Annotated in this window: 21 protein-coding genes; 12 read left to right on the forward strand and 9 right to left on the reverse strand. The window is 68.7% G+C overall.

Annotated elements, in window-relative coordinates:
* Positions 1–177: 177 nt before the first annotated feature.
* The 6 genes from ACI8U3_RS13590 (at position 178) to pnp (ending at position 5634) form a co-directional block, all read left to right on the forward strand.
* A complete protein-coding gene (locus ACI8U3_RS13590) occupies positions 178–699 on the forward strand; it encodes a hypothetical protein (RefSeq protein WP_415015403.1) in 522 nt (173 codons plus the stop codon).
* 3 nt (positions 700–702) lie between these two features.
* Positions 703–1386: a DUF2459 domain-containing protein gene (locus tag ACI8U3_RS13595; protein ID WP_415015404.1), complete on the forward strand. Its 684-nt coding sequence runs from the start codon at positions 703–705 to the stop codon at positions 1384–1386.
* Between the two features lie 64 nt (positions 1387–1450).
* Positions 1451–1891 carry a 30S ribosome-binding factor RbfA gene (rbfA, locus tag ACI8U3_RS13600; protein ID WP_415015405.1) on the forward strand — a complete coding sequence of 147 codons (441 nt, stop codon included), beginning with the start codon at positions 1451–1453 and terminating at the stop codon, positions 1889–1891.
* Positions 1891–2823: a tRNA pseudouridine(55) synthase TruB gene (truB, locus tag ACI8U3_RS13605; protein ID WP_415015406.1), complete on the forward strand. Its 933-nt coding sequence runs from the start codon at positions 1891–1893 to the stop codon at positions 2821–2823. The genes rbfA and truB overlap by 1 nt, the downstream gene beginning before the upstream one ends.
* Before the next feature lie 90 nt (positions 2824–2913).
* Positions 2914–3183: a 30S ribosomal protein S15 gene (gene rpsO / locus ACI8U3_RS13610; RefSeq protein WP_415015407.1), complete on the forward strand. Its 270-nt coding sequence runs from the start codon at positions 2914–2916 to the stop codon at positions 3181–3183.
* A gap of 219 nt (positions 3184–3402) precedes the next feature.
* Complete coding sequence (gene pnp / locus ACI8U3_RS13615) at positions 3403–5634, forward strand: polyribonucleotide nucleotidyltransferase (RefSeq protein ID WP_415015408.1); 2232 nt, start codon at positions 3403–3405, stop codon at positions 5632–5634.
* A gap of 113 nt (positions 5635–5747) precedes the next feature.
* Here pnp and ACI8U3_RS13620 read toward each other — a convergent pair whose 3' ends face one another.
* Positions 5748–6308 (reverse strand): PH domain-containing protein, encoded by a 561-nt coding sequence (locus tag ACI8U3_RS13620; protein WP_415015409.1) that lies wholly within the window; start codon positions 6306–6308, stop codon positions 5748–5750.
* A gap of 89 nt (positions 6309–6397) precedes the next feature.
* Positions 6398–7612, reverse strand: coding sequence for an NADP-dependent isocitrate dehydrogenase (locus ACI8U3_RS13625; RefSeq protein WP_415015410.1), 1215 nt, complete (start codon positions 7610–7612; stop codon positions 6398–6400).
* Positions 7613–7769: 157 nt separating this feature from the next.
* Here ACI8U3_RS13625 and ACI8U3_RS13630 point away from each other — a divergent pair, with 157 nt between their 5' ends.
* From ACI8U3_RS13630 to ACI8U3_RS13640, 3 genes are read left to right on the forward strand one after another with little or no spacing between them, the layout of a single operon-like run.
* Positions 7770–8219, forward strand: a complete 450-nt coding sequence (locus tag ACI8U3_RS13630) for a DUF4282 domain-containing protein (protein WP_415015411.1) — start codon at positions 7770–7772, stop codon at positions 8217–8219.
* Positions 8220–8257: 38 nt separating this feature from the next.
* On the forward strand, positions 8258–9313 hold the full coding sequence (locus ACI8U3_RS13635; RefSeq protein ID WP_415015412.1) for a DUF1176 domain-containing protein: 1056 nt from the start codon (positions 8258–8260) through the stop codon (positions 9311–9313).
* A gap of 5 nt (positions 9314–9318) precedes the next feature.
* Positions 9319–10215: an NAD(P)/FAD-dependent oxidoreductase gene (locus ACI8U3_RS13640; RefSeq protein WP_415015413.1), complete on the forward strand. Its 897-nt coding sequence runs from the start codon at positions 9319–9321 to the stop codon at positions 10213–10215.
* A gap of 74 nt (positions 10216–10289) precedes the next feature.
* Here ACI8U3_RS13640 and ACI8U3_RS13645 read toward each other — a convergent pair whose 3' ends face one another.
* Positions 10290–12128, reverse strand: coding sequence for a DUF885 domain-containing protein (locus tag ACI8U3_RS13645; protein WP_415015414.1), 1839 nt, complete (start codon positions 12126–12128; stop codon positions 10290–10292).
* Between the two features lie 207 nt (positions 12129–12335).
* Here ACI8U3_RS13645 and ACI8U3_RS13650 point away from each other — a divergent pair, with 207 nt between their 5' ends.
* Positions 12336–12674: a hypothetical protein gene (locus tag ACI8U3_RS13650; RefSeq protein WP_415015415.1), complete on the forward strand. Its 339-nt coding sequence runs from the start codon at positions 12336–12338 to the stop codon at positions 12672–12674.
* Here the strand turns inward: ACI8U3_RS13650 and cckA are convergent, their stop codons facing one another.
* From cckA to fliQ, 4 genes are read right to left on the reverse strand one after another with little or no spacing between them, the layout of a single operon-like run.
* On the reverse strand, positions 12675–14753 hold the full coding sequence (gene cckA, locus ACI8U3_RS13655; protein WP_415015416.1) for a cell cycle histidine kinase CckA: 2079 nt from the start codon (positions 14751–14753) through the stop codon (positions 12675–12677).
* Between the two features lie 49 nt (positions 14754–14802).
* The gene (flhB, locus tag ACI8U3_RS13660) at positions 14803–15876 is read right to left on the reverse strand and encodes a flagellar biosynthesis protein FlhB (RefSeq protein ID WP_415015417.1); all 1074 of its coding nucleotides are present in this window, start codon (positions 15874–15876) and stop codon (positions 14803–14805) included.
* Positions 15869–16639 carry a flagellar biosynthetic protein FliR gene (fliR, locus tag ACI8U3_RS13665; RefSeq protein ID WP_415015418.1) on the reverse strand — a complete coding sequence of 257 codons (771 nt, stop codon included), beginning with the start codon at positions 16637–16639 and terminating at the stop codon, positions 15869–15871. The genes flhB and fliR overlap by 8 nt, the downstream gene beginning before the upstream one ends.
* 7 nt (positions 16640–16646) lie before the next feature.
* Positions 16647–16910, reverse strand: a complete 264-nt coding sequence (gene fliQ / locus ACI8U3_RS13670) for a flagellar biosynthesis protein FliQ (RefSeq protein WP_415015419.1) — start codon at positions 16908–16910, stop codon at positions 16647–16649.
* A 161-nt stretch (positions 16911–17071) separates the two neighbouring features.
* Between fliQ and folE the strand changes: the two genes are divergently transcribed.
* Entirely contained in the window at positions 17072–17653 is a 582-nt protein-coding gene (gene folE, locus ACI8U3_RS13675; protein ID WP_415015420.1) for a GTP cyclohydrolase I FolE, read from the forward strand.
* A gap of 49 nt (positions 17654–17702) precedes the next feature.
* On the opposite strand, the gene ACI8U3_RS13680 is transcribed toward folE, so the two are convergent.
* A complete protein-coding gene (locus ACI8U3_RS13680; RefSeq protein WP_415015421.1) occupies positions 17703–18632 on the reverse strand; it encodes a flagellin in 930 nt (309 codons plus the stop codon).
* Positions 18632–20743, reverse strand: coding sequence for a flagellar hook-associated protein FlgK (gene flgK, locus ACI8U3_RS13685; RefSeq protein ID WP_415015422.1), 2112 nt, complete (start codon positions 20741–20743; stop codon positions 18632–18634). Before flgK ends, ACI8U3_RS13680 begins: the two co-directional genes overlap by 1 nt.
* A 385-nt stretch (positions 20744–21128) precedes the next feature.
* Between flgK and ACI8U3_RS13690 the strand changes: the two genes are divergently transcribed.
* Complete coding sequence (locus ACI8U3_RS13690; protein ID WP_415015423.1) at positions 21129–22652, forward strand: flagellar hook-length control protein FliK; 1524 nt, start codon at positions 21129–21131, stop codon at positions 22650–22652.
* Positions 22653–22654 lie beyond the last annotated feature (2 nt).

Below are 22654 nucleotides of genomic sequence, written 5' to 3' on the forward strand. Positions count from 1 at the left end.
CCGGGGGTGGGCCGGGGGCGCCCCGCGCCGCCGGGGTGGGGAGGGCGAGGCGACGCATCCTCGCTGTCTCGCTTGGGCGCCCCCACCCGCTTCGCCTGCGGCTCAGCTCCCTCCCCTGAAGGGGAGGGAGAACTATGGCGTCACCCTTCCGCCACAACCCGGTATAGAATGCCGTCCATGAAACGCGCCGCCGCCTTCGCCGCCCTGGCCCTCGTCGCCGTCGCCGCTCCGGCGCGGGCCGAGATCCTGTTCTACGCCTATGATCCCGCCGACACCCTGACCCTCAGCCTGACCCGGGGAATCACCCTGGAGATCGAGCGCGGCTTCCTCGGCGGGACCAGCATTCGCCGGCTGTTCTCAACCGGCGGACGCGGCTCGGCGGCCCTAGAGCGAGGCGGCCCGAACGGCGTCATCGACGCCCTGCCCGAAGGCGCCGGTGAGCGCACCGTCTATCGCATCGTGCCCGAAGGCGACGGTCGCGCCCTGGCCAACGCCCTGTGCCCGGCTTCCGAAGAGGCATGGTTCGTCTCCAACCGTATTCGCGGCCCGCGGGCCCTGACCCTGCACGCCGTGGGGCGCTGGGCCGACGGGCAGTTTCGTCACTGTGCGCCCCTGCGTTACGACTTCCGCGGCGAGTGGGCCGGGACCGACGCCCCGCCCGAGGGAACCGAGAACTCCAGCGCGCCTCGGCCGCAATAGACCATGCGCGGCGTCGCCTTCGCCGCCCTGATCGGCCTGATCGCCGCGCTCCTCACCTGGGTCCGTTCCGGTGACCCGGTCTTTCCTCCCGCCGCGCCGGGGCAGGGCGTCGCCATCCACATTCTGGACAACGGCTTTCACACCGACATCGCCTTGCCCCGCGCGCGGCTGGAGGCGCGCGGCGGCCCGCTGGCCGAGGCCGTGCGCGAGCTGCCGCCCGGCGACTGGGTGCTGGCGGGCTGGGGCGACGCCCGCTTCTATGTGGACCAGCGCCCCATCCACCACCGCCTGCCTGACGGCGCCCGCGCCTTCCTGCGGCCCGGCAACCCGTCCGTGGTCATGCTGGACCCCTATGGTCGCGATCCCGCCGTCGCCTGGGGCGATGCGCGCCGCCAGAGCCTGGCCCTGTCGCCGCGCGCCTTCGACGCCATAGCCGCCCGCATCGAGGCGTCCCTGGCGCTGGAGAACGGCCGGGCCCGCATCGCCGCCCGGCGTCCCGGCGACGACGCGGTCTTCCTGGCCAGCCACGAGCGCTTCTCGGTGCTGCGTTTGTGCAATCACTGGTCCGCCGAGGTGCTGAACGCGGGCGGCGTCGCTGTCCGCCCGGCCCACGCGTTCTTCTCCGCCGAGGTCATGGGCGCCGCGCGCCGGGCTGCGGAACTGGACAGGACGGCCTCAGGGGACTAGACCGCGCCCCCTCCCGTATCCCCCGCCGGGTTCGATCCCCGGCAAGCGCGTCAAGGAGGCGCTCATGGGCCGCAAGCAACATACCCGCAACGCCACCCCCCAGGGTCCCAGCCAGCGCCAGCTGCGCGCCGGCGAACTGATCCGCCACGCCCTGGTGGACGTGCTGCGCGAAGAAGACATCCACGACGAAGCCCTGCGCGGCGTCTCGGTCACCGTGACCGAGGTGCGCATGTCGCCTGATCTGAAGCACGCGACATGCTTCGTCGAACCCCTCGGCGCCGGGGTGGACGCCGCCCCCACGGCGGGCCACGTCGAGGAGATCATCGACGCCCTGAACGCCCACGCCAAATTCCTGCGCGGGGTGCTGGGCCGCCGTATCGACATGAAGTTCACCCCCGACCTGCGCTTCCGCCACGACGAGAGCTTCGACGCCGCCAGCCACATGGAGCAACTGTTCGCCGACCCGAAGGTGCGCGCGGACATCGAAGCGTCCGACGAAGACTGATGGCCCGGAAAAAGAGAGGCGACCCGGTCCACGGCTGGGTCAATCTGGACAAGCCGGTCGAGCTGGGCTCCACCGAGGCGGTCAGCCGCATCCGCCGCCTGTTCAACGCCCAGAAGGCGGGCCATGCGGGCACCCTGGATCCGCTGGCCTCCGGCGTCCTGCCCATTGCGCTGGGCGAAGCCACCAAGACCGTGCCGTTCCTGATGGATGCGGAGAAGGTCTATCGCTTCACCATCCGCTGGGGCGTCTCCACCGCCTCGGTGGACCGCGAGGGCGAGGTCACGGCGCGCTCGGACGTGCGCCCGTCGGTGGAGGCCGTAAAGGCCGCCCTTCCGGCCTTCTGCGGTGAAATCCAGCAGGTGCCGCCCATCTTTTCGGCGATCCGCGTCGACGGCCAGCGCGCCTATGATCTGGCCCGCGAGGGCTTCGAGGTGGAGCTGCAGGCCCGTCCCGTCACCATCCACGAGATCGCCGTCTCGGACGCCCCCGACCCCGACCACGTCGAAATCACCGCCCGCACGGGCAAGGGCGTCTATGTGCGCTCTCTGGCGCGGGATCTGGCGGTCATGCTGGGCGCGGAGGGCCATGTCTCGGCCCTGCGTCGCGAAAGAGTGGGGCCCTTCGCCGCGGAAAACGCCGTAACGCTGGAAATGCTGGAGGATTTGGCGTATAGGGGCGCCGCCCTGGAAGGTCTTCTTCCGGTCGCGACCGCTCTGGACGACATCCCGGACCTGGCCGTGACTGGATCGGACGCCTTCTCGCTTCGGCAGGGACGGCCGATCGTTCTGCTTCCCCGACAGGTCGAAACGCTCAAGGACCGGCTCAAATCCGGTTCGCGAACTGTTTCGGCGTTCGAGGACGGAACCCTGGTCGCCCTCTGTCAGATGCGGGCCGGTCGACTCGAACCCGACCGCGTTTTCAATCTGTCCTGACGCGGCTCAACCCCCGCCGATTGGACACCCCACGCCCTCAAGCAGCGAGGCCTCGCAGGCCGAGCGATAGGGCAAAGAAAGGGACTTACGATGTCGATTACGGCTGAACGCAAGGCCGAGGTCATTTCCGAGAACGCTCGCGGCGCGGGCGATACCGGTTCGGCCGAGGTCCAGGTCGCGATCCTGACGGAACGCATCGCCAACCTGACCGACCACTTCAAGACCCACAAGAAGGACAACCACTCCCGTCGCGGCCTGCTCAAGCTGGTGTCGCAACGTCGTGGCCTTCTGGACCACCTCAAGAAGACCGATGAAGGCCGCTACGCCGCCCTCATCGAAAAGCTGGGCCTGCGCCGCTAGGGCCAGGTGACGGGAGGGGCCCGCTCGCGGGCCCTTTCTCTTATCCGCCGCACGGCGGACGGGGGCTGAACGCCTCCATGACGCGAGGGCCAAGCCGGTCCTCACTCAACCCGCCCGATCGGCGACGTCGCCGGCCGGGTTTTCGGGACCGAAGGACTGAAACAAAGCCTGACGCTCCGCCCCCGCCGGAATTCGCCTGCGGGACACGAAAGAGAAAAAATGTTCGATATCAAACGCAAGACCATCGACTGGGCCGGTCGCCCGCTGACCCTGGAAACGGGCCGCATCGCCCGCCAGGCCGACGGCGCCGTTCTGGCCACCTACGGCGAGACCGTGGTGCTGGCCACCGTGGTCTACGGCCGCGCCCCCAAGCCGGGCCTGGATTTCTTCCCCCTGACCGTGAACTACCAGGAAAAGACCTTCGCCGCCGGCAAGATCCCGGGCGGCTATTTCAAGCGTGAAGGCCGGCCGACCGAGAAGGAGACCCTGGTCTCGCGCCTCATCGACCGTCCGATCCGCCCCCTGTTCGTCAAGGGCTTCAAGAACGAGACCCAAGTGGTCATCACCGTTCTGCAGCACGACATGGAGAACGACCCCGACATCGTCGGCATGGTCGCCGCCTCCGCCGCCCTGACCATCTCGGGCGTGCCCTTCATGGGCCCCATCGGCGCCGCGCGCGTGGGTTACGTCGAGGGCGAGTACGTCCTGAATCCAACCCTGGAGCAACTGCCGGACTCCGACCTGGATCTGGTGGTCGCCGGCACCCAGGACGCCCTGATGATGGTGGAGTCCGAGGCCAAGGAGCTGTCGGAAGAAACCATGCTGGGCGCCCTGATGTTCGCCCACCGCGGCATGCAGCCGGTGATCGACGCGATCATCGAACTGGCCGAGCACTCGGCCAAGGAGCCCTTCGACTTCCAGGCGGACGACGTCTCGGACGTGGTGGCCTCCATCAAGAAGCTGGTCGGCGACGACATCAAGACCGCCTACACCCACACCGGCAAGTACGACCGCCGCTCGGGCGTCGATGCGGCCAAGAAGAAGGCCGCCGAGGCCCTGCTGATCTCGGACGAGAACCCCGACGGCGTCGAGCCCGGCAAGTTCTCCACCGCCTTCAAGGAGTGTGAAGCCGAGGTCCTGCGCCGCGACATCATCGAAAACGCCCACCGCGTCGACGGCCGCGCTCTGGACAAGGTCCGCGCCATCGTCTCGGAAGTCGGCGTCCTGCCGCGCACCCACGGTTCGGCCCTGTTCACCCGCGGCGAGACCCAGGCCATGGTCGTGGCCACCCTGGGCACCGGCGAGGACGAGCAGTACGTCGACGCCCTGGCCGGCACCTACAAGGAGAAGTTCCTCCTGCACTACAACTTCCCCCCCTATTCGGTGGGTGAAACCGGCCGCATGGGCGGCGCGGGCCGTCGCGAGATCGGCCACGGCAAGCTGGCCTGGCGCGCCCTGCGTCCCATGCTGCCCAGCGCCGAGGACTTCCCCTACACCATCCGTCTGGTGTCGGAGATCACCGAGTCCAACGGCTCGTCCTCCATGGCCACCGTCTGCGGCGGCTCCCTGGCGCTGATGGACGCGGGCGTGCCCCTGATCCGTCCGGTCTCGGGCATCGCCATGGGCCTGATCCTGGAGCCGTCCGGCGAGTTCGCCATCCTGTCCGACATCCTGGGTGACGAAGACCACCTGGGCGACATGGACTTCAAGGTCGCGGGCACCGAAGTGGGCATCACCAGCCTGCAGATGGACATCAAGGTCGCCGGCATCACCGAGGAGATCATGAAGCAGGCCCTGACCCAGGCTTCGGCCGGTCGTCTGCACATCCTGGGTGAAATGGCCAAGGCCATGGACGCCCCGCGCGGCGAACTGGGCGCCTACGCGCCCAAGATCGAGGCCATCAAGGTCCCGGTCGACAAGATCCGCGAAGTGATCGGCACGGGCGGCAAGGTGATCCGCGAGATCGTCGAAAAGACCGGCGCCAAGATCAACATCGAGGACGACGGCACGGTCAAGATCGCCGCTTCGGAACAGGAAAAGATCGACGCCGCCAAGGCCTGGATCCAGTCCATCACCTCCGAGCCCGAGCCCGGCGCCATCTACACCGGCAAGGTGGTCAAGCTGGTGGACTTCGGCGCCTTCGTGAACTTCTTCGGCGCCAAGGACGGCCTGGTCCACGTCAGCCAGATCGCTCTGGAGCGCGTCGCCAACCCGGCCGACGTCCTCACCGAGGGGCAAGAGGTCAAGGTCAAGTTCCTGGGCATGGATGATCGCGGCAAGACCAAGCTGTCCATGAAGGTCGTCGATCAGGAAACCGGTGAGGACATCACCGACAAGATCAACGCCGAGCGCGCCGAACGGGGCGAACCGCCCCTGTCCGACGACACCGGCGGCCGTCCCAAGCGTGACGGCGACCGGGGCGGCGATCGCGGCCGTCGCCGCCGCGACTGATCGCTCTGATCGTTGAATGAGAAAGGCCCCGGTGAGCGATCACCGGGGCCTTTTTCTTTTTGAGCGCGATCAGAAAAGCCCGTCATCCCCGGGCTTTTCCCGGGGACCCACAATCACCCCCGCTCCCCTAACCGCGCCTCGATCCGCAGCAGGGCGTCCCGGATTTCCCCCAGCACCGCCCCGTCTCCGGCGCCGGCCTCGACCGGCGCATTGGTCACGCCCGCGCCGGCAAAGCCGCGCTCCGCCAGCCGGTCCCGCTGCGCCAGGATCTGGTCCCGCATCTGCCGCGCGTCCATCACCCCGGTCAGGTCCGCCTCGGACTTGCCCGTGGCGGCGCTCCGCTGGCCTGCCGTCTCCAGCCGCAGGCTCAACAGCCCCAGCGCGCTCAACAGAGGCCCTTCGTGGATCGACACGTCCTGGATCTTGTCCAGCGGGATGGTCAGCTCCTGGCGAAAGAACACCCCCTTGCCGATCACCACGCTGCGCTCGGTCAGCCGGCACGACAGGGAGGCGTGATACCGCGAGGCCCACCAGCTTCCGACGAAAAGCCACACCGGCAGCAGCACGATGCCCGCCACCGTCGCGATCAGGATCAGCGCGCCGTTGATCCAGAAATACGCCTTCAGCTTCGGACTGAATCGCGCCTCGACGATGGAACTGGGCTGCGCCGTCATGGATTCCCCCCGGTTGGCGCCCCCACCCCTGCGGACGCCGCTTCAAATGACCCAGACCCTGGCGCGCGCCAGGGTCTGGAATCGATGCCTCAGGCCGCCAGGGCCTTGTTCAGGTTCTCGGCCACCTTGTCGAGGAAGCCCTCGGTGGTCAGCCAGCTCTGATGGTCGCCGACCAACAGGGCCAGATCCTTGGTCATGGAGCCGCTTTCCACCGTGTCCACGACCACCTTCTCCAGCGTCTCGGCGAAGTCGATCAGGGCCTGGTTGCCGTCCAGCTTGCCGCGGTGCTTGAAGCCGCGGGTCCAGGCGAAGATCGAGGCGATGGAGTTGGTGGAGGTGGCCTCGCCCTTCTGATGCTGGCGGTAGTGGCGGGTGACGGTGCCGTGGGCGGCCTCGGCCTCCAGGGTCTTGCCGTCCGGGGTCATCAGCACCGAGGTCATCAGGCCCAGCGAGCCGAAGCCCTGCGCCACCACGTCGGACTGCACGTCGCCGTCATAGTTCTTGCAGGCCCAGACGAAGCCGCCGGACCACTTGATGGCCGCGGCCACCATGTCGTCGATCAGGCGGTGCTCATAGGTCAGGCCGCGGGCGTCGAACTCGGCCTTGAACTCCTCTTCGAAGACCTTCTGGAAGATGTCCTTGAAGCGGCCGTCATAGGCCTTGAGGATGGTGTTCTTGGTGGACAGATAGACCGGGTAGTTGCGCGCCAGGCCGTAGGCCAGGCTGGCCCGGGCGAACTCGGTGATGGAGTCGTCCAGGTTGTACATGCCCATGGCCACGCCGGCCGAGGGGGCCTTGAACACCTCGTGTTCGATGACCGCGCCGTCGTCGCCGACGAACTTGATGGACAGGGTGCCCTTGCCGGGGAACAGGAAGTCGGTGGCCTTGTACTGGTCGCCGAAGGCGTGGCGGCCGACGATGATGGGCTGGGTCCAGCCGGGCACCAGACGGGGCACGTTCGAGCAGATGATCGGCTCGCGGAAGACCACGCCGCCGAGGATGTTGCGGATGGTGCCGTTGGGCGAGCGCCACATCTTCTTCAGGCCGAATTCCTCGACCCGCGCCTCGTCCGGGGTGATGGTGGCGCATTTGACGCCCACGCCGTGCTTCTTGATGGCCTCGGCCGCATCGACGGTCACCTGATCGTCGGTGGCGTCCCGGTGCTCCATGCCCAGGTCGTAGTAGTCCAGCTCAAGGTCCAGATGCGGAAAGACCAGCTTGTCCTTGATCATCTGCCAGATGATCCGGGTCATCTCGTCGCCGTCGATGTCCACGATGGGGTTGTCGACCTTGATCTTGGCCATGCTTCTTTGCCTTCCAGTTCGGGGAGAAAAGTGTTGGCCGGGGTATAGCGAGCGAGGCCGCCGGTGCAAAGCCCGCCGCCGCGCCGGGCCATTCGTCCGTTGCGCGAACCCGGGGGCGCTGATAGCGCTTTGTGGTCTTCCTCCGGAGCAACCGGCCATGCCGCGCCGCCCTTTTTCGCCCACCCGGGCGCCCGTCGTCCGCCCTTCCATCAGGTCTTTCGGCAAGACCTCGCCCGGCGAGGTCATGATGGATCTGCTGACCTTTGACCGGCTGCTGACCGGACCGGTGATCCACATCATCTACTGGGCAGGCCTCGGCCTGATCGTGCTGGGCGGGTTCGCGGTGGTCGGTGGGGCGGTGGGCCTGGCCCTGAACGAGCCCGGCTGGCTGTCCTGGGTTCTGGCCTTTCCAACCCTGATCATCGGCCTGTTGGCTCTGGCCATTGTCTCGCTTCTGTGGCGATCCTTCTGTGAGCTCTATGTGGCCCTGTTCCAGATCGCCGCCGACCTGAAGGTCATGCGCGCCTATGTGGAGCAGGATCACGCCCCGGCGGCAGGTCCGACCGAGGCTGTCGCCGCCTCCCGTGAGGCGAACCGGAACGGCTGACAGGGCGTTCCGGGCCCGAACCGCAAGGAGATCGCCCGATGCGCCGCCTGATCACTTCATCCGCCCTTGCGCTGGGACTCGCGGCTTGCGGACCGGACGCCCCGTCCGCAGACGGGCCGTCGCCGGACCAGACCGGCCCGGAGCCGGAGGCGAGCGCGGAGGCGGGCGTCTTCACCCCGGCCAGCCGCGCGTTCGATGACTGGCGTGTGCTTTGCGACAATCTTGGAAGCTGCACGGCCTACGGCGCCAGCGGCGTGCCCAGCGGCTGGGTGATGATCCGGCGCGACGCCGGGGCGGCGGCGGCCGTTCGCATCACGGCCGGGCTGCCGGAACGGGGCGCTCGCGCCGATCAGGCGGCGATGGTCCTCGACGGCCGCCCGGTGGACGTCGGTGACGACGGCCTGCCGCTGGCCCGCGACCTCGCGCAGGGTCAGGCGCTGACACTGGGCCGGGGCGAGCGGGCGGTGGACATTTCGCTGGACGGCGCCGCCGCCGCCCTGTTGTGGATGGACGAACGTCAGGGCCGCATCGGGACCGTCGGGGCTGTGATGAGGCCGGGCGACGGACCGGATTCCGCTGTGCCGGGACCCGCCGATCCCCCCGAAGTGGTCGCAGCACCCGCCGTCAGTCAGTCAGGCCTGCCGACAGAAGGGATCGAACTGCCGGCGGTTCTGGAAGCACGCGACGACGTGCAGGCTTGCCGCGCGGACTCCTGGCCCGCCGCCGACCCCCTGCACACGGTCAACCGGCTGGCGGAGGGGCGTTATCTGTGGGGCGTGGAATGCTATCGCGGCGCCTACAATCTGGGCCGCAGCTACTGGATTACGGGCGAGGACGGCGCTGACGCCCGGCCCATGCTCTTCCCGTTCGCGGAGGGGGAGCCCGGCAATCAGCTGACCGGCGGCGTCTATGATCCTGAAACGCGCGAGATGGAGTCCGTGTCGCTGGGCAGGGGCATCGGAGACTGCGGCACGCACGCGCGCTGGCGCTGGACCGGCGAGGCCTTCGTCCTGATCCATCATTCGGTCATGGAGGTCTGCGCCGGAATGAGCCCGGACGACTGGCCCGTGCTTTACCGGGCGGCCGGCCAGTGAGGGCTGTGGATGTTCTCGTCATCGGCGCGGGCCCCGCGGGGCTGACGGCGGCCACCTATCTGGCGCGCTTCCGGCGCTCGGTTCTGGTCGCCGACGGGGGCGAGCCGCGCGCGGCATGGATTCCGGTTAGCCACAACATGCCGGGCTTTCCCGAAGGCATCGGCGGCGACGCCATCCTGAAGCGCATGCGGCTTCAGGCCGAGGAATACGGCGCCGAGATTCAGTCCGTGTTCGTGCAGTCGCTGGAGCGTGACGGCGACGGCTTCACTGCGCAGTTGGGCGAAGACCGGATATCCGCCCGCGCCGTGCTGCTGGCCACGGGCGTTGTGGATCATCACCCGGACCTGCCCGGCATAGAGAACGCCATCGCGCGCAGTCTGGTGCGCATCTGCCCCATCTGCGACGGCTTCGAAGCCATCGGCAAATCCATCGCGGTGATCGGCGACAGTGACCTGGGCGCGCGGGAGGCGGCGTTTGTGCGCACCTATTCGGAGAAGGTCTGCCTGATCCATGTGGGCCGGCCCGAGGCCCTCACGCGCCATGACGACCTGAAGCGTCTGGGCGTGCCGGTGATCGAGACCACCATCGAGAAGGTGCATATCGAGGGCGACCGGCTGACGGCCCTGTCGTGGGGCGGAAAGCAGACCAGTTTCGACGCGGTCTATTCCGCCCTGGGCACGACGCCCCATTGCGGCCTTGCCGTGGATCTGGGCGCGGCGCTGGGCGAAGACGGCCGAATGGTGGTGGACGACCATCAGGAAACCACCGTGCCCGGCCTCTATGCGGCGGGCGACGTCGTCCGCGGCCTCAATCAACTGACCGTCGCCTCGGCCGAGGCGGCGGTGGCCGCCACCGCCATCCACAACCGCTTCAGACAGGCGGAAGGGATGACGGCGGACTGATCGTCATTTGAGAGCCTGATTCACGGCATCGGTGGAATCGCAAGGCTATCCCACCTCAACCGACCAGGCTCTTGTCAGGCGGTCTGCTGCGCGGCGGTCCAGTCGCGCACGACCCGCTCCAGCACCGTCAGCGGCACGCCGCCGACGGCCAGGGCCGTGTCGTGGAAGCCCTTGATATCGAACCGGTCGCCCAACGCGGCCATGGACTCAGTGCGGACGCGATCCCACACCGTCTGGCCCACCTTGTAGCTGGCGGCCTGGCCCGGCCAGACGCAGTAACGCTCCACCTCGGTGGTGACCGCGGATTCCTGATCGCCCAGGGTTTCGACCATATAGCGGATGGCCTGTTCGCGGCTCCAGCGCTCGTGGTGCAGGCCGGAATCCACCACCAGGCGTACGGCCCGGAACATGAAGGACTGCAGATAGCCGATCTGGCCGAAGGGATCGTTCTCGTACACGCCCATCTCGTCCGCCAGCTGCTCGGCGTACAGGCCCCAGCCCTCGGAATAGGCCGAGAAGCCCAGCACCTTCATCAGCATGGGCGCGTCGTCATTCTCCTGCTGCAGGGCGATCTGGTGGTGATGGCCCGGCGACGCCTCGTGGTAGGTCAGGGTCGGCAGGGTGAAGCGCGGCCACTCGGCCGTGTCGCGCAGGTTGATGTAATAGGCGCCCGGACGGGAGCCATCCAGCGCCGGCGACTGGTAGTAGCCGCCCGGCGCGCCCGCCTCGGTGGCCGGCGGCACGCGCCGCACCTCGACGGGGCTTGTGGGGATGCGGCCGAAATAGTCGGGCAGGCGCGCCTGCATGTCCGCCATCTGCTCGTTCAGCCAGCCCAGCAGCTCTTCGCGCCCCGCGTCGGTGTTGGGATAGACCTGGCCGGGCCGGTCGGAGATGGCGTTGATGCGCTCGCCCACCGTGCCCTGGGTCATGCCCTGGGCGCGCAGCAGCTGATCGGCGCGGGCCGACAGCTCGGCCACCTGCTCCAGACCCATCTGGTGGATCTCGGCGCCGGTCATGCTTGTGGTGGTGAAGGTGCGGATGCCGAAGTCGTAGAAGGCCTCGCCGTTCGGCAGGCGCCATACGCCGGCGTCATGCACCGCGTTCGGGCGCTGGGCCCGCAGGGCCTCGGCCTGACGTTGTAGGGCCGGATAGATGGACTCCGTGACGATCCGCTCGGCCCGGGCGCCCCAGTCGCCGGCGATGCCCTTTTCAGCTGTGCGGCGAGCGACGGAGGCGGCGAGGGTGCTTTCGGCGGCCGGGGTCTCATAGACGTTGGCGATCAGCTGCAGCGTCTTGTCGATGATGAAATCGGGCGGCACCGCGCCGGCGGCGAAGTCCAGATGCATGCGCTCGGTTTCCTGATCGAGCGCGGTGGGGAAGGCCTCCAGCCGCGAGATATAGGCCTCGGCGTCCTCGGCCGTGTCGATGGCGTGCTGGCTGTCCAGGAAGTCGGGGATGCCGTTGTAGGCGCCGCCCATCTGGTGGACCGTGTAGGGCGACGGGAAAAAGCCGCCGCCGTAGGGGAAGGCATAGCCGCTGATCACCGTGTCGCCGAAATATTTCACGGCGTCGTAGTGGACCTGGCTGCGGGGGGACAGGGCGTCGCGGTCGATGGCGTTCAGCTCCTGGCCGAACACGCGGAACTCGGCCTTGTCCTGCTCGATCTTCTCGATGGAGCGGTCGTCCAGACGAGACTTCATCGCCGCCATGGGACCCTTGTCCATGCCCAGGCTGGTCAGGGTTTCCGGCGAGGTCAGCAGCATTTCGTTGAAGACCCGCTGCATCCAGTCCGCCAACTGGGCCTCGGCGCCGGTGGCGGCGGCGTCCTGCGCGGCGAAGGCGACGGTCTGCCCGGCGGCGGCCAGACCGGCCCCCGCGGCGGCGGTGAACAGAAGGCGGCGACGATCAATCATGGCGAAGCTCCCGAAAAACCCAGACTGCAAGGGGTATCACCCCCCGTCGGGAGAACAAGTCAGTCCTGCCTTACAATGCTTTCATCCTGGGTGGCGGCTCACACCCTGCCGTCAGGGATGGTCAGGGCGTCCTGGCTTGTCAGCGACCAGCGTTCGGCCGCAGGGTCCGGTGGACGGCGGGAGGCCGCCGCTGAAAGAGGTTGTTCGATGTCCCGACCGATCATTCGCCGGATGCGCAATCTCGCCGTCGCCTGCGTCGCCGGAGCCGGGGTGTCCGGGTGCGTCACCGATCCGGCTTTTCTCGAGGGTCTGGCCCTCGCGGCCGACTCCATCGCCGCCAGCACGGCCAGCTGCCATTACCGCTATAACGGTTATGGGGTCAGCGAATACTATTGCCCGCCCACCTACGCCTACGGGCCGCCGGTCTATACGCCGCCTCGTCATGATCGCTACGACCGCCGGGACCGCCATCCTCGCCGCGAGTGGCGCGATGACCGCCGCCGGGATCGGGACGGGCGGCGCGACCGGCGCGGGCGCAAGGACTGATCAGGTGGCGTAGAGTTCCTGCTTGACCCGCTCGGCCAGGGTCTTGATGTCCAGCGGCTTGGGCAGGAACGAGACATTGGCCTCGTCGGTCAGCAGGTCCGAGAAATCGCTCTCGGCGTAGCCCGAAATGAACATCACCGGCGCGTCGCCCAGATAGCCTCGGGCTTTCTTCAAAAGGGTCGGACCGTCCATGCCCGGCATGACCACGTCGGAGATCAGCATGTCGATCTGACCGGCGTGCTCCTCGGCCAACAGCAGGGCTTCTTCCCCGTCGGCCGCCTCGATCACCTCATAGCCGCGCTGGCGCAGCAGCTTGGCGGCGATCAGGCGCACGGCGGACTCGTCCTCCACGAACAGGATGCGGCCGGCGCCGGACAGATCGCGCGGGGCCGACTTCTTGGGCTTGGGCTCGGGCGCCGCCTCGGCCAGCGCCTGCTCCCCGGCGGCGGGCAGGAACATGCGGAAGGCCGCGCCCTCGACGCCTGTGGGGCCTTCCAGATTTTGGACCGCCACATGGCCGCCCGCCTGCTGCATGATGCCGTAGATGGTGGCCAGGCCCATGCCCGTGCCCTCGCCCACCGGCTTGGTTGTGAAGAACGGTTCGAAGATCTTGTCCAGCAGCTGGGGCGGCACGCCGGGGCCGGTGTCCGCCACCTCGATCAGCGCCACGTCGCCATCCGGCGCGCCGGGCCAGCCCAGGTCGCGGGCCTGATCGGCGGTCAGGCGCTGGGTGCGGATGGTGACCACCCCGGCCCCCGGCTCCACCACCCCGCGCATGGCGTCGCGGGCGTTGACCGCCAGATTCATGACGGCGCGCTCCAGCTGCCCCCGGTCGGCGGTCACCGTCGGCAGGTCGCGGCCGTAGTCGGTCTCCAGCCGCACGTCCTCATGCAGGAGGCGGCGCAACAGCACGGCGAAATCGGCCACCAGTTCGCCCAGATCCAGCCGCTCGCGCTTGACCGTCTCCTTGCGCGAAAAGGCCAGCAGCTTGGACACCAGGCTGGCGGCGCGCGACACGGTCTGGCGGATGGCGTTCAACCCGTCATAGGACGGATCGCCCACCGGATGCCGTTCCAGCAGGGCGTCGGTCTGAAGCCGCATGGCCGTCAGGATGTTGTTGAAATCGTGCGCCACCCCGCCGGCCAGCTGGCCCACCGCCTGCATCTTCTGGGCCTGGGCCAGCTGCATCTCGGTGGACTTCTGGGCCGTGACGTCGAACAGCCAGATGCGCCGCCGGTCGCCCTCGGGCGCCACATACAGGTGCAGGCTGCGGTCGGGAAACGCCTTGGCGATCAGCTCGATGGGACCGGACGACCCCTGGGCGATGCGATCACGGGCGTCGGCCACGCCCTGGGGCAGGAACAGATTGCCGAAGGCGGCGTCCCGCGCGGCCGCGGGGCCGGTCAGAACGGCCAGGGCCGGGTTGGCCTCCTCCACCTTGCCCGCGAACAGATCCTCGCCCGCCAGCACCGCCGAACCGAAGGGGGCCCCCGCCGCCATGGCCCGGCCGTCGCCTGTATCCATGGCGGGCGCCCGGGCCGGCTGGGCCGGATCGCGCGGCGCCAGAACGCTTTCGGGCGCCTGCCGCACCAGGAACCGGCCGTCGCCCGCCGCCCCGATCAGCACCTCCACATCCCGCTCGCCGAGTTTCAGCATGGCGCGGCCCGGTTCCCCCCCGCGCGCCTGGGCGAAGGCCATGTAGAGCGAACTGGCGGAACGGCCGGCGGGCAGGGCGGTGGTCGACCCGCCCGCATCGGCCCATGCGGCGTTGAAGGCCAGAACCCGGCCCCCGCTCCACACCAGCGCCGCAGGCTCCGCCATGGCGTCCAGCAGGTCCACCGCCGCGTCGCCCGCCGCCCGCCGCCGCTCCCCCGCGTCGGCGCGGCCGAACGCCATGACGCCCATCAGGGCCACGGCCGCCAGGGTCACGATCAGGATCAGCCCCGGCGCGCTCCAGGGATCATGTCGAAAGGCCGGATAGGCGGCCGCCGCCACGGCGATGACGAAACAGACCGCCGCCGTCACCAGCCAGGGGTCGATACGCATCCGGGTGGGGATGTCCCTGTTCAGGGCGTCCATGGGGGCCTCGCCGCCGATTCGCTGGGCTTCAGCATACTCTGTTTGCGTCCTATCGGCGCTTGCGGCCGTTCAGCACGAATCCGATGACCCTGGCGGCGGCCTCGAAGTGTTCGCGCGGGATCACCTCGTCCACATCCACCGTGGCGTAGAGGGCGCGGGCCAGAGGCACGTCCTCGATGATCGGGACCTCGTGCTCGCGGGCCACCTCCCGAATCTTCAGCGCCAGGGCGTCGACGCCCTTGGCCACGCACAGGGGCGCCGCGTCCTTGCCCGGCTCGTACTTCAGGGCCACGGAATAGTGGGTGGGGTTGGTGACGATCACCGTGGCGTTGGGCACGTTCTGCATCATCCGCTGGCGGCCCTTCTGGGCCCGGATCTGCTTCAGCTTGGCCTTCACGTGGGGGTCGCCCTCGGACTGCTTGTAGTCGTCCTTCAGTTCCTCGCGGGTCATGCGCATTCGCTTGGCGAAGCGGTGCCGCTGCCACAGGAAGTCGGCGAAGGCGGTGACCCCCAGAAAGGCGAGGGTCGCCCCGATGATGGCCACGGCCAGATCGCGCGCCATGGGCAGGATGGCCGCCGGGGTCATGGCCGCCATGGCTTCCATCTCCCGCGTGTGGGGTTTCAGCACCACCCAGGCGATGGCGCTGATGGCGATCACCTTCAGCAGGGTCTTGATGAACTGCACCAGGCCGTCGGGGCCGAAGATGCGTTTGGCGCCCTTCAGTGGAGAAATCTTCTCCAGCTTCGGCTTGATCTTCTCGCCGGTGAACAGAAAGCCGGACTGGATCAGATTGCCGCCCGCGCCGCCCACGATGGTGGCCAGGGCGATGGCGCCCAGCAATGGGACTGTGGACCAGATGGCCCGCGTGCCGATCTCAACCCCGGCGCCGGCGTGAAGGGCGTCCACCATGGCGTGGGGCTGGGCGAGGAAGGGAACCAGTTCGGCCGCCATGCGGGTGCTGAACCAGCCGCCGCCGATCAGCAGCACCGCCGAGGCGCCCATCAGCGACAGCCAACTGGCCAGGTCGGGGGTCTTGGCGACGTCGCCCTTTTTTCGCGCCTCGTCTAGTTTTCGCGGGGTGGCTTCTTCTGTCTTGGAGTCCTGGTCCTTTTCCTCAGCCACCGGCGCCTCCGGTGAAACCCATGGCCAGGGTGCGGAACCGCTCGATGAAGATGGTTCCGATCACGCCCAGGCTCAGGGCGAAGATGGACAGGCCCAGGATGATGCTGAGCGGGGCGGTGACGAAGAAGATCTGGAACTGGGGCATGACCCGCCCCACCAGTCCCGAGGCCAGGTTGAAGATCATGGAAAACACCAGCACCGGCGCCGCCAGCTGAACCCCCAGCAGGAAACTGTCGCCCACGGTCCGCACGGCCATGGCGGCGAAGTCGTTCAGCAGCAGGGGGCTGACCGGGGGGATCACCTCATAGCTGCCCGCCAGCCCGGCGATGAACAGGTGGTGGGTGTCGGTGGCGAAGATCAGGGTCACGCCCAGCAGGGTCAGGAAGGCCGCCAGGGTTGATCCCGGCTGGGCCTGCAGCGGATTGGCGGTCTGGGCGAAGGCCAGGGTGGTCTGCAGCGAAACCACCTCGCCCGCGGTCGCCAGCGCCGACAGCATCATGCGCAAGAGGGCGCCGATCATCAGGCCGGTGGCGACCTCGCGGATCACCCAGCCCGCCACCCCGCCCATGGTGGCGGGCAGGGGGGGCAGATAGCCGACCACCACGGGCGCCAGGGCGATGGAGATGACCAGGGCCAGGGACAGGCGAATGCGCGGCGGCACATAGGATTCGCCGATGCCCGGGATGGTCATCAGCAGGGCGCCCACGCGGGCGAAGATCAGCCCGCCGGCCCAGACCTGATCGGCGGCGGCGTAAGGCTCCATGCCCGCCCTACATGCCCGCTATGCGTTCGGTGATCTGCTGGAAGAACCCGCCCATCAGGGCGCCCATCAGCGGCAACAACAGCAACAGGGAGACGAAGATGGCGATGATCTTCGGCGCAAAGATCAGGGTCGCTTCCTGAATCTGGGTCAGGGCCTGGAACAGGCCGATCACCACGCCCACGATCAGGCCCACGATCAGCACGGGCGACGCCAGCTGAATGGTCAGCCACAGGGCGTCGCGGCCCACATCCATCACCTCGGTTCCGGTCACGCCGAACGCCCCGCCAGTCGCAAATCACTGGGCTGAATTTGCCGGGTGCATGGTTAACAGCGCGTTAGGATCAGTCGCTCGCATCCGTTCGCCGGGGGAAATCGTATCGAAAGGGTCCCCTCCATTGGACCCCCGACGCTCCGATCCGCTAAGGACGCCCCATGACCGACGACAGCACCCCCGTCTCCCAGACCGAAGCCGAAGCCGCCGTTCGCACCCTGATCCGCTGGGCCGGCGACGATCCCGCCCGCGAGGGTCTGGTCGACACGCCCGCTCGGGTGGCGCGCAGCTATCGCGAGCTGTTCGCCGGTTATGAGGTCGATCCGCGCGAATACATGGAGCGCACCTTTCAGGAAGTGGGCGGCTATGACGAGCTGATCGTGCTGAAGGACATCCGCTTCGTCAGCTTTTGCGAGCACCATATGCTGCCGGTGGTGGGCAAGGCGCACGTGGCCTATCTGCCCACCGACCGGGTGGTGGGCATCTCCAAGCTGGCGCGGGTCGTGCGCGGCTTCGCGCGGCGCCTTCAGATCCAGGAGAAAATGACCGCCGACATCGCCCGCACCATCCACGAGGTGCTGCGGCCCCAGGGCGTCGGCGTGATCATTGAGGCCGAGCACAGCTGCATGACCATGCGCGGCGTCGATGTGCCGGGCGCCAGCCTGATCACCAGCCACCTGATCGGCGTGGTCCGCGACGACCCGCGCACCCGCGAGGAGTTCATGCGTCTGGCGCGGGGCTAGATTCGGGCCCTGTGCCGGGGGCGGGGACCGTGTCCGATCCGATCAGACCCTAGAAGCGCAGCAGGTTCAGCAGGGACGTGGATTGCAGCTGGCTGATGACCTGGGCCGAAGCCTGGATCGAGAACTGCGACAGCTGAAGATCGGTCACCGCCTGGGCCATGTCCGCGTCGGTGCGGTCGCCGATCAGTCCCTGCAGCGAAACCTGCTGATTCTCGTGAGACGTCAGGATGGAATCCACCCGCGCCTGAATGGCGCCCGAGCGCGCCGCCACGTCGGTGATGTTGCTGTGGGCGTCGCGGAACCGTCCAAGCTGCGTGGTCAGGAAGTCGCGCATGCCGTCATCGATCTGGCCGTCGATGGGGCCGTTGGGGCCGGTGTGGTACTCCTGAATGTCGCGGAAGATCTGGAACAGCTCCGACCCAACGTCATCGGCCAGAAAGCCGGTCTGCATTGTGGCGTTCTCGTCGAGACGCGAGACGGTGGCCAGATCATCGTTGACGAAGACAGAAGCCACATCGGGCGCTGCCGCCAGATCGGCCAGTGTGTCCACCGTCACCGGCTGGTTCTCGGTGTCGCCGCCAGAGAACAGGTGGCGACCCTGATGCTTGGCGTTGAGACCGTCCTGCGCGGTCTGGAAATAGGATTGCATCTCCAGCATCAGCCCGTCCGCCCGTCCGGCCGCGATAGCCTCGGCGATGGCCTGGCGCGCGCCGTCCGCGCCGGCGGCGACCCGGTCGAAGGCGAGGGCCTGGGTGGTCATGCGGGCGGCCACGGCCTCGCCCGTCTGGATGAAGCCGGTGATGCGGCTCTGGGCCGACTTCAGCGCGGTCAGGGTCTCGGCGCCCCGCCCATAGCCCGTCAAGTCGTGGGCGACCTTTTCGGTGGACAGGCGCTTCTGGGCCTCGAGCCCGCGAGACTGGGCCGACATCAGGTTGAGCAAGGCGCTCTGGTAGTTTCCAAAGGTCGAGACGCGGGTCATCAGATCATCCCTATCAGGGTGTCATACATGTCGCCGGCGGCCTGGATCAGGCGGGCCGAAGCGTTGAAGGCCTGCTGGTAGGTGGTGAGCAGCACCAGCTCCTCGTCGAGGTTCACGCCTTCCTGCGCCACCTGGCGGGCCTTGGCTTCGTTGAAGAGACCTTCGGCGGCCTCCTGCCGGTTCTTGGCGATGGAGGCCTTGGCCCCGATGTCGCCCGCCATTTCCGACGCGTAACGCGCGATGGAGATGGGACCGCCGGAAGCGCCGCCGGCCGCCTGGAAGGCCGCCGCCTTCTGTCCGGCGTCCGCGAGCAACAGGGCGCCGCGCCCGTCGCCGGAGGACAGGGCCTTGGAACCCGGCGCGGCGTTCAGGTCCAGCTGCGCCAGGGCCAGTCGCGCCGGACTTTGGCGGACGTCGGCGCGGATCGAGAATCCATCCGCCCGCGACGCCCGCGCCCCGCCGATGCCGAACAGTTCGGTCAGGGAAACGCCCGAAGGAACCTGGGTTGTGCGGTCCTCCAGCACCGACAGCTGCGGCGCCGGCGTGCGCGTGGCGTTGAAGGTCAGGGCGCCTGACGCATCCAGAGAGAAGCCCCCGAAATAGCCCACGCCCGTGTTGGGATCGTTCAGCGCCGCCAGCAAGTCGTCCACCGTCCCGCCCGCCGGGATCGCCACCTCGATGTCGCGCAGCTTCGCGCCTGTATCGCCGGTGAAGCGGAACTTCAGGGTTTCGCCCGCCGTGAAACCGTGCGCCGACGTGCCCGTCAGCCCCGTGTCATACAGCGCGGGGCGATCAGTGGAGACCAGATCGTTCAGCCCGAAGAAGTGCGAGAAGCCGCGTCCGGTCTTGCTGGACGGACTGGCCGGGTCGTCCGCCACAACCACGCCGTTGGCGCCCCCCGCCGCAAGGCTCAGGACGCCGCCCGAGAAACTGGCCGTGGCTGCGCCGCCCAGTTCGGCGTTCAGCACGGTCAGGAAGGTGGCCGGGGTCGCCGCGGCGCCGTTCACCGTCATGGTCCCGCCCGAGAAGACGATCTCGACCTGGTTCTGGATGACGCCGCCCGCATCCACCACGGCGATGTTGGTGGTTCCGGTGAAGCCCGCGATGGCGTTCTCGAACGACTGGCCCACGTTGCGGCCGGTCAGGGTCGCGGGGGCCGGCACGGCGCTGTTGGCGTTGTGCGCGCGGTTCAGTTCGTCGGCCACCCGCGTGACCAGTTCGGCCAGGCGGTCGGCGGCGGCCGGGGCGTCCACATTGCGCAGCTCCAGCAGCCCCTTGATCTCGCCTGAGGTGATGTTCTCGGCCAGGGACCGCTTGGTTCCGCGCGGCTCGGTGATCCAGATCTCGGAAAAGGCGCTCTCGCTGTTGACCGCGCCCGCCCGCTGGTACTCCAGGGTGGCGTACCCATCGCCGGCCAGCAGCACGCCGGCGGAGGTGCGCACGCTGACGCCCCCCTGGGTGCGGACGCTGACGCGCACGTCCATCAGTTCGGACAGCTCGCCAATCAGCTTGGCCTGGGCGCTTTCCGCGCCCGAGGCGTCGGCCCCGCTGACCGAGGCTCGCGAGATTTCGACGTTCAGGGCCTCGATCTGCTCCACCAGCAGATTGGCGCCGTCCACCGCGCTCTGGATGCGGCCGTCCGCGTCCTCGCGCACCGCCTGGATCTGGGTCTGGATCCGCGACGCTTCGTCGAACAGGGACTGGGCGCGGAACAGGGCCTCCTGCCTGCGAGGCGAGGAGATCGGATCCTCCGCCGCCACGGCGAAGGCCGAGAACATTTCGTCGACCTGGCTGAAGAAGTCGGTCCCGCCGCTGGGATCGCCGAACAGATTCTGGATGCGGTCGAACAATTCATAGCGCACGCCCTGGCGTGCGGCCTCGGCGCCCGCGTTGAAGCTGGCGGCCTGAAGGAAGCGGTCGGTGGCCAGGCGCACCCGCGCGATCTCGACCCCGGCGCCCATGCCCTGGGTGGTCATGGCCCGCTGTTCGGCCACCTTGCGCACATAGCCGGGCGTGTTGACGTTGGCGACGTTGTCCGAGACCACCCGCAGCTGACCCTGGGCCGTCATCAGGCCCGAGGTGGCGGTGTTCATGATCAGGTTCAGGGACATGCGCGCACGCTTTCAGCACCGTGACCCGGCAAAGCCTGCTGGCGCCCGGGCGCTTTTTGCCCGGCGTTGTCCAGTTCGAATTTGCTCAAGTCATTGATCGTCATGACATTCTCAATTCGCGACGGTCGGCCGCGCTGACCACGGCGCAAGGGACGGGCCAGTCCGCAGAGCGTCGGGGGCGCCGGGCAAGAAAGGTCGCCCGGCACGGCAAAAAGCGCCTCGGGTGCCGCCCGGTCGCCTGCGATGAACGCCAGCTTTCTGTTTTAATTTCAGAGCCTTGATGTCGATCAAGCCTTGTGGCGCGGCCGTTGCTTGTGACCTCGACGTGAAATTCCGGGCGCAGCACGCGCCGCCTCATCCCCAAGCCTCAAGGCCCGCCCGGTCCATGTCCGCACTCGATCTGTTCGCCATGCTGAACGCCCCTGTTCCGGGCAGCGGCGCCGGTGCGTCCGGGTCCGGTCAGTCTGGCGGTCAGGCGGACGGCGCCTTCGCGGGCCTGCTGGCCATCATGGCGCCGAAGGGTGAGGCGACGGGCGAGGCGGCGGCGGCTTCGACGGCGGCCAGCGCGGGCATGTCCCTGACGCCATTCCGCTTCAATGGGGCCAACACGTTTGTCGCCTCGGACGAGGCTGCTGCGAACAGCGACGAGGGCGAACAGAGCGGTGAAGGCTCCGAAGCCGGCGCGGGTGATGACGGCGGGCCGGCGCCGGCCGGGCTGATCACTGGGATCCCTACGCCTCCGCCGCCCCCGCAGACCCTCGCTGCACAACCTGCCGGCGCGGCTTCGGCTCCGGCGCCCGCTTCTCCTCCGGTCTCGCCCGAGGCCGAACCGACCGCGTCTCCGGCGCTCTCCGCCGAAGGCGACCCCCAATCGGTGAGCGACCAGCCCCCAGCCGCCGCTTCGGCGCGCGCCGAAACCGGATCCGGTTTCCAGATCTCCGCCCCACAGGGCGCCCAAACCGTCCAGCCCACACAAGCGTCGCCCGCACCTCAGTCCGCCAGCGGCGCCGCCCCACCGACGCCCGATGGGGCGCCTGAAGGGACGGCGGAAGCGGCTCGGGCCACCGTTGTCACCGACGCCCGCGCCGCAACCGAAGCCGCGCGCACCGCCGGCCAGCAGGCGGCGACGGTCGCCGTCGCGCCCGAAGCGGGACGATTGGCCCAGCCGCCGCGCCCCGACCCGGTCCAGGCCGAACGACGCGGCGAGCGCCGTGAGGGCGACAGCCGCATCAACCTGTTCTCTGCGGCGGAGTCCGCAGACGCGCCCCGGCCTTCCGTCGCCGCGCCGGCCCCGACCAATACCGCCGTCACGACGACTCCTGCGCCGGGTCCGGGGACCGCGCCTGTGGAGGCCCGAGCGGAGATCGCGCCCATCACCGTTGAGCCGGCGACGCCTGACGGGGAAGCCGCTCCCGAGCCGACCCGCACCGTCGATGCGCAGAGCGCGGCCTCCGTCCGCGAGCATCTGCCCAGCACCCTGTCCCGGGCGAGCGCCGAGACCACCGCCATGCTGTCCGCCCAGATCGTGCGGCGGCTGGAAGCCCGATCCACCCGCTTCGATATGGTGCTGACGCCCGAGGATCTGGGCCGGGTCGACGTGCGCATGGAGGTGGACTCTGACGGTCAGCTGACCGCGCGCCTGGCCTTCGACAATCCCGCCGCCGCCGCCGAGCTGCGCGGCCGGGCCGACGAGCTGCGTCGCCAGCTGGAGGCCGCCGGATTCCAGATGGCCGAGGGATCGCTGGAGTTCGCCGAGCGTGACGGCGGCCGCCGCGACCAGCCCTTTGACCAGCGTGGCCGCGCCTTCAACGGCGCCGGACAGCTCGTCGACGCGGCCGACACCCTTTCCGCGCCCCCGCGCTGGACCGCCCTCAGCCTGACGCCCGAGGGCGTCGACATGAAAGTCTGACC

This window comes from Brevundimonas sp. (assembly GCF_047617075.1).
In the GTDB taxonomy this organism is placed as follows: Bacteria; Pseudomonadota; Alphaproteobacteria; order Caulobacterales; family Caulobacteraceae; genus Brevundimonas.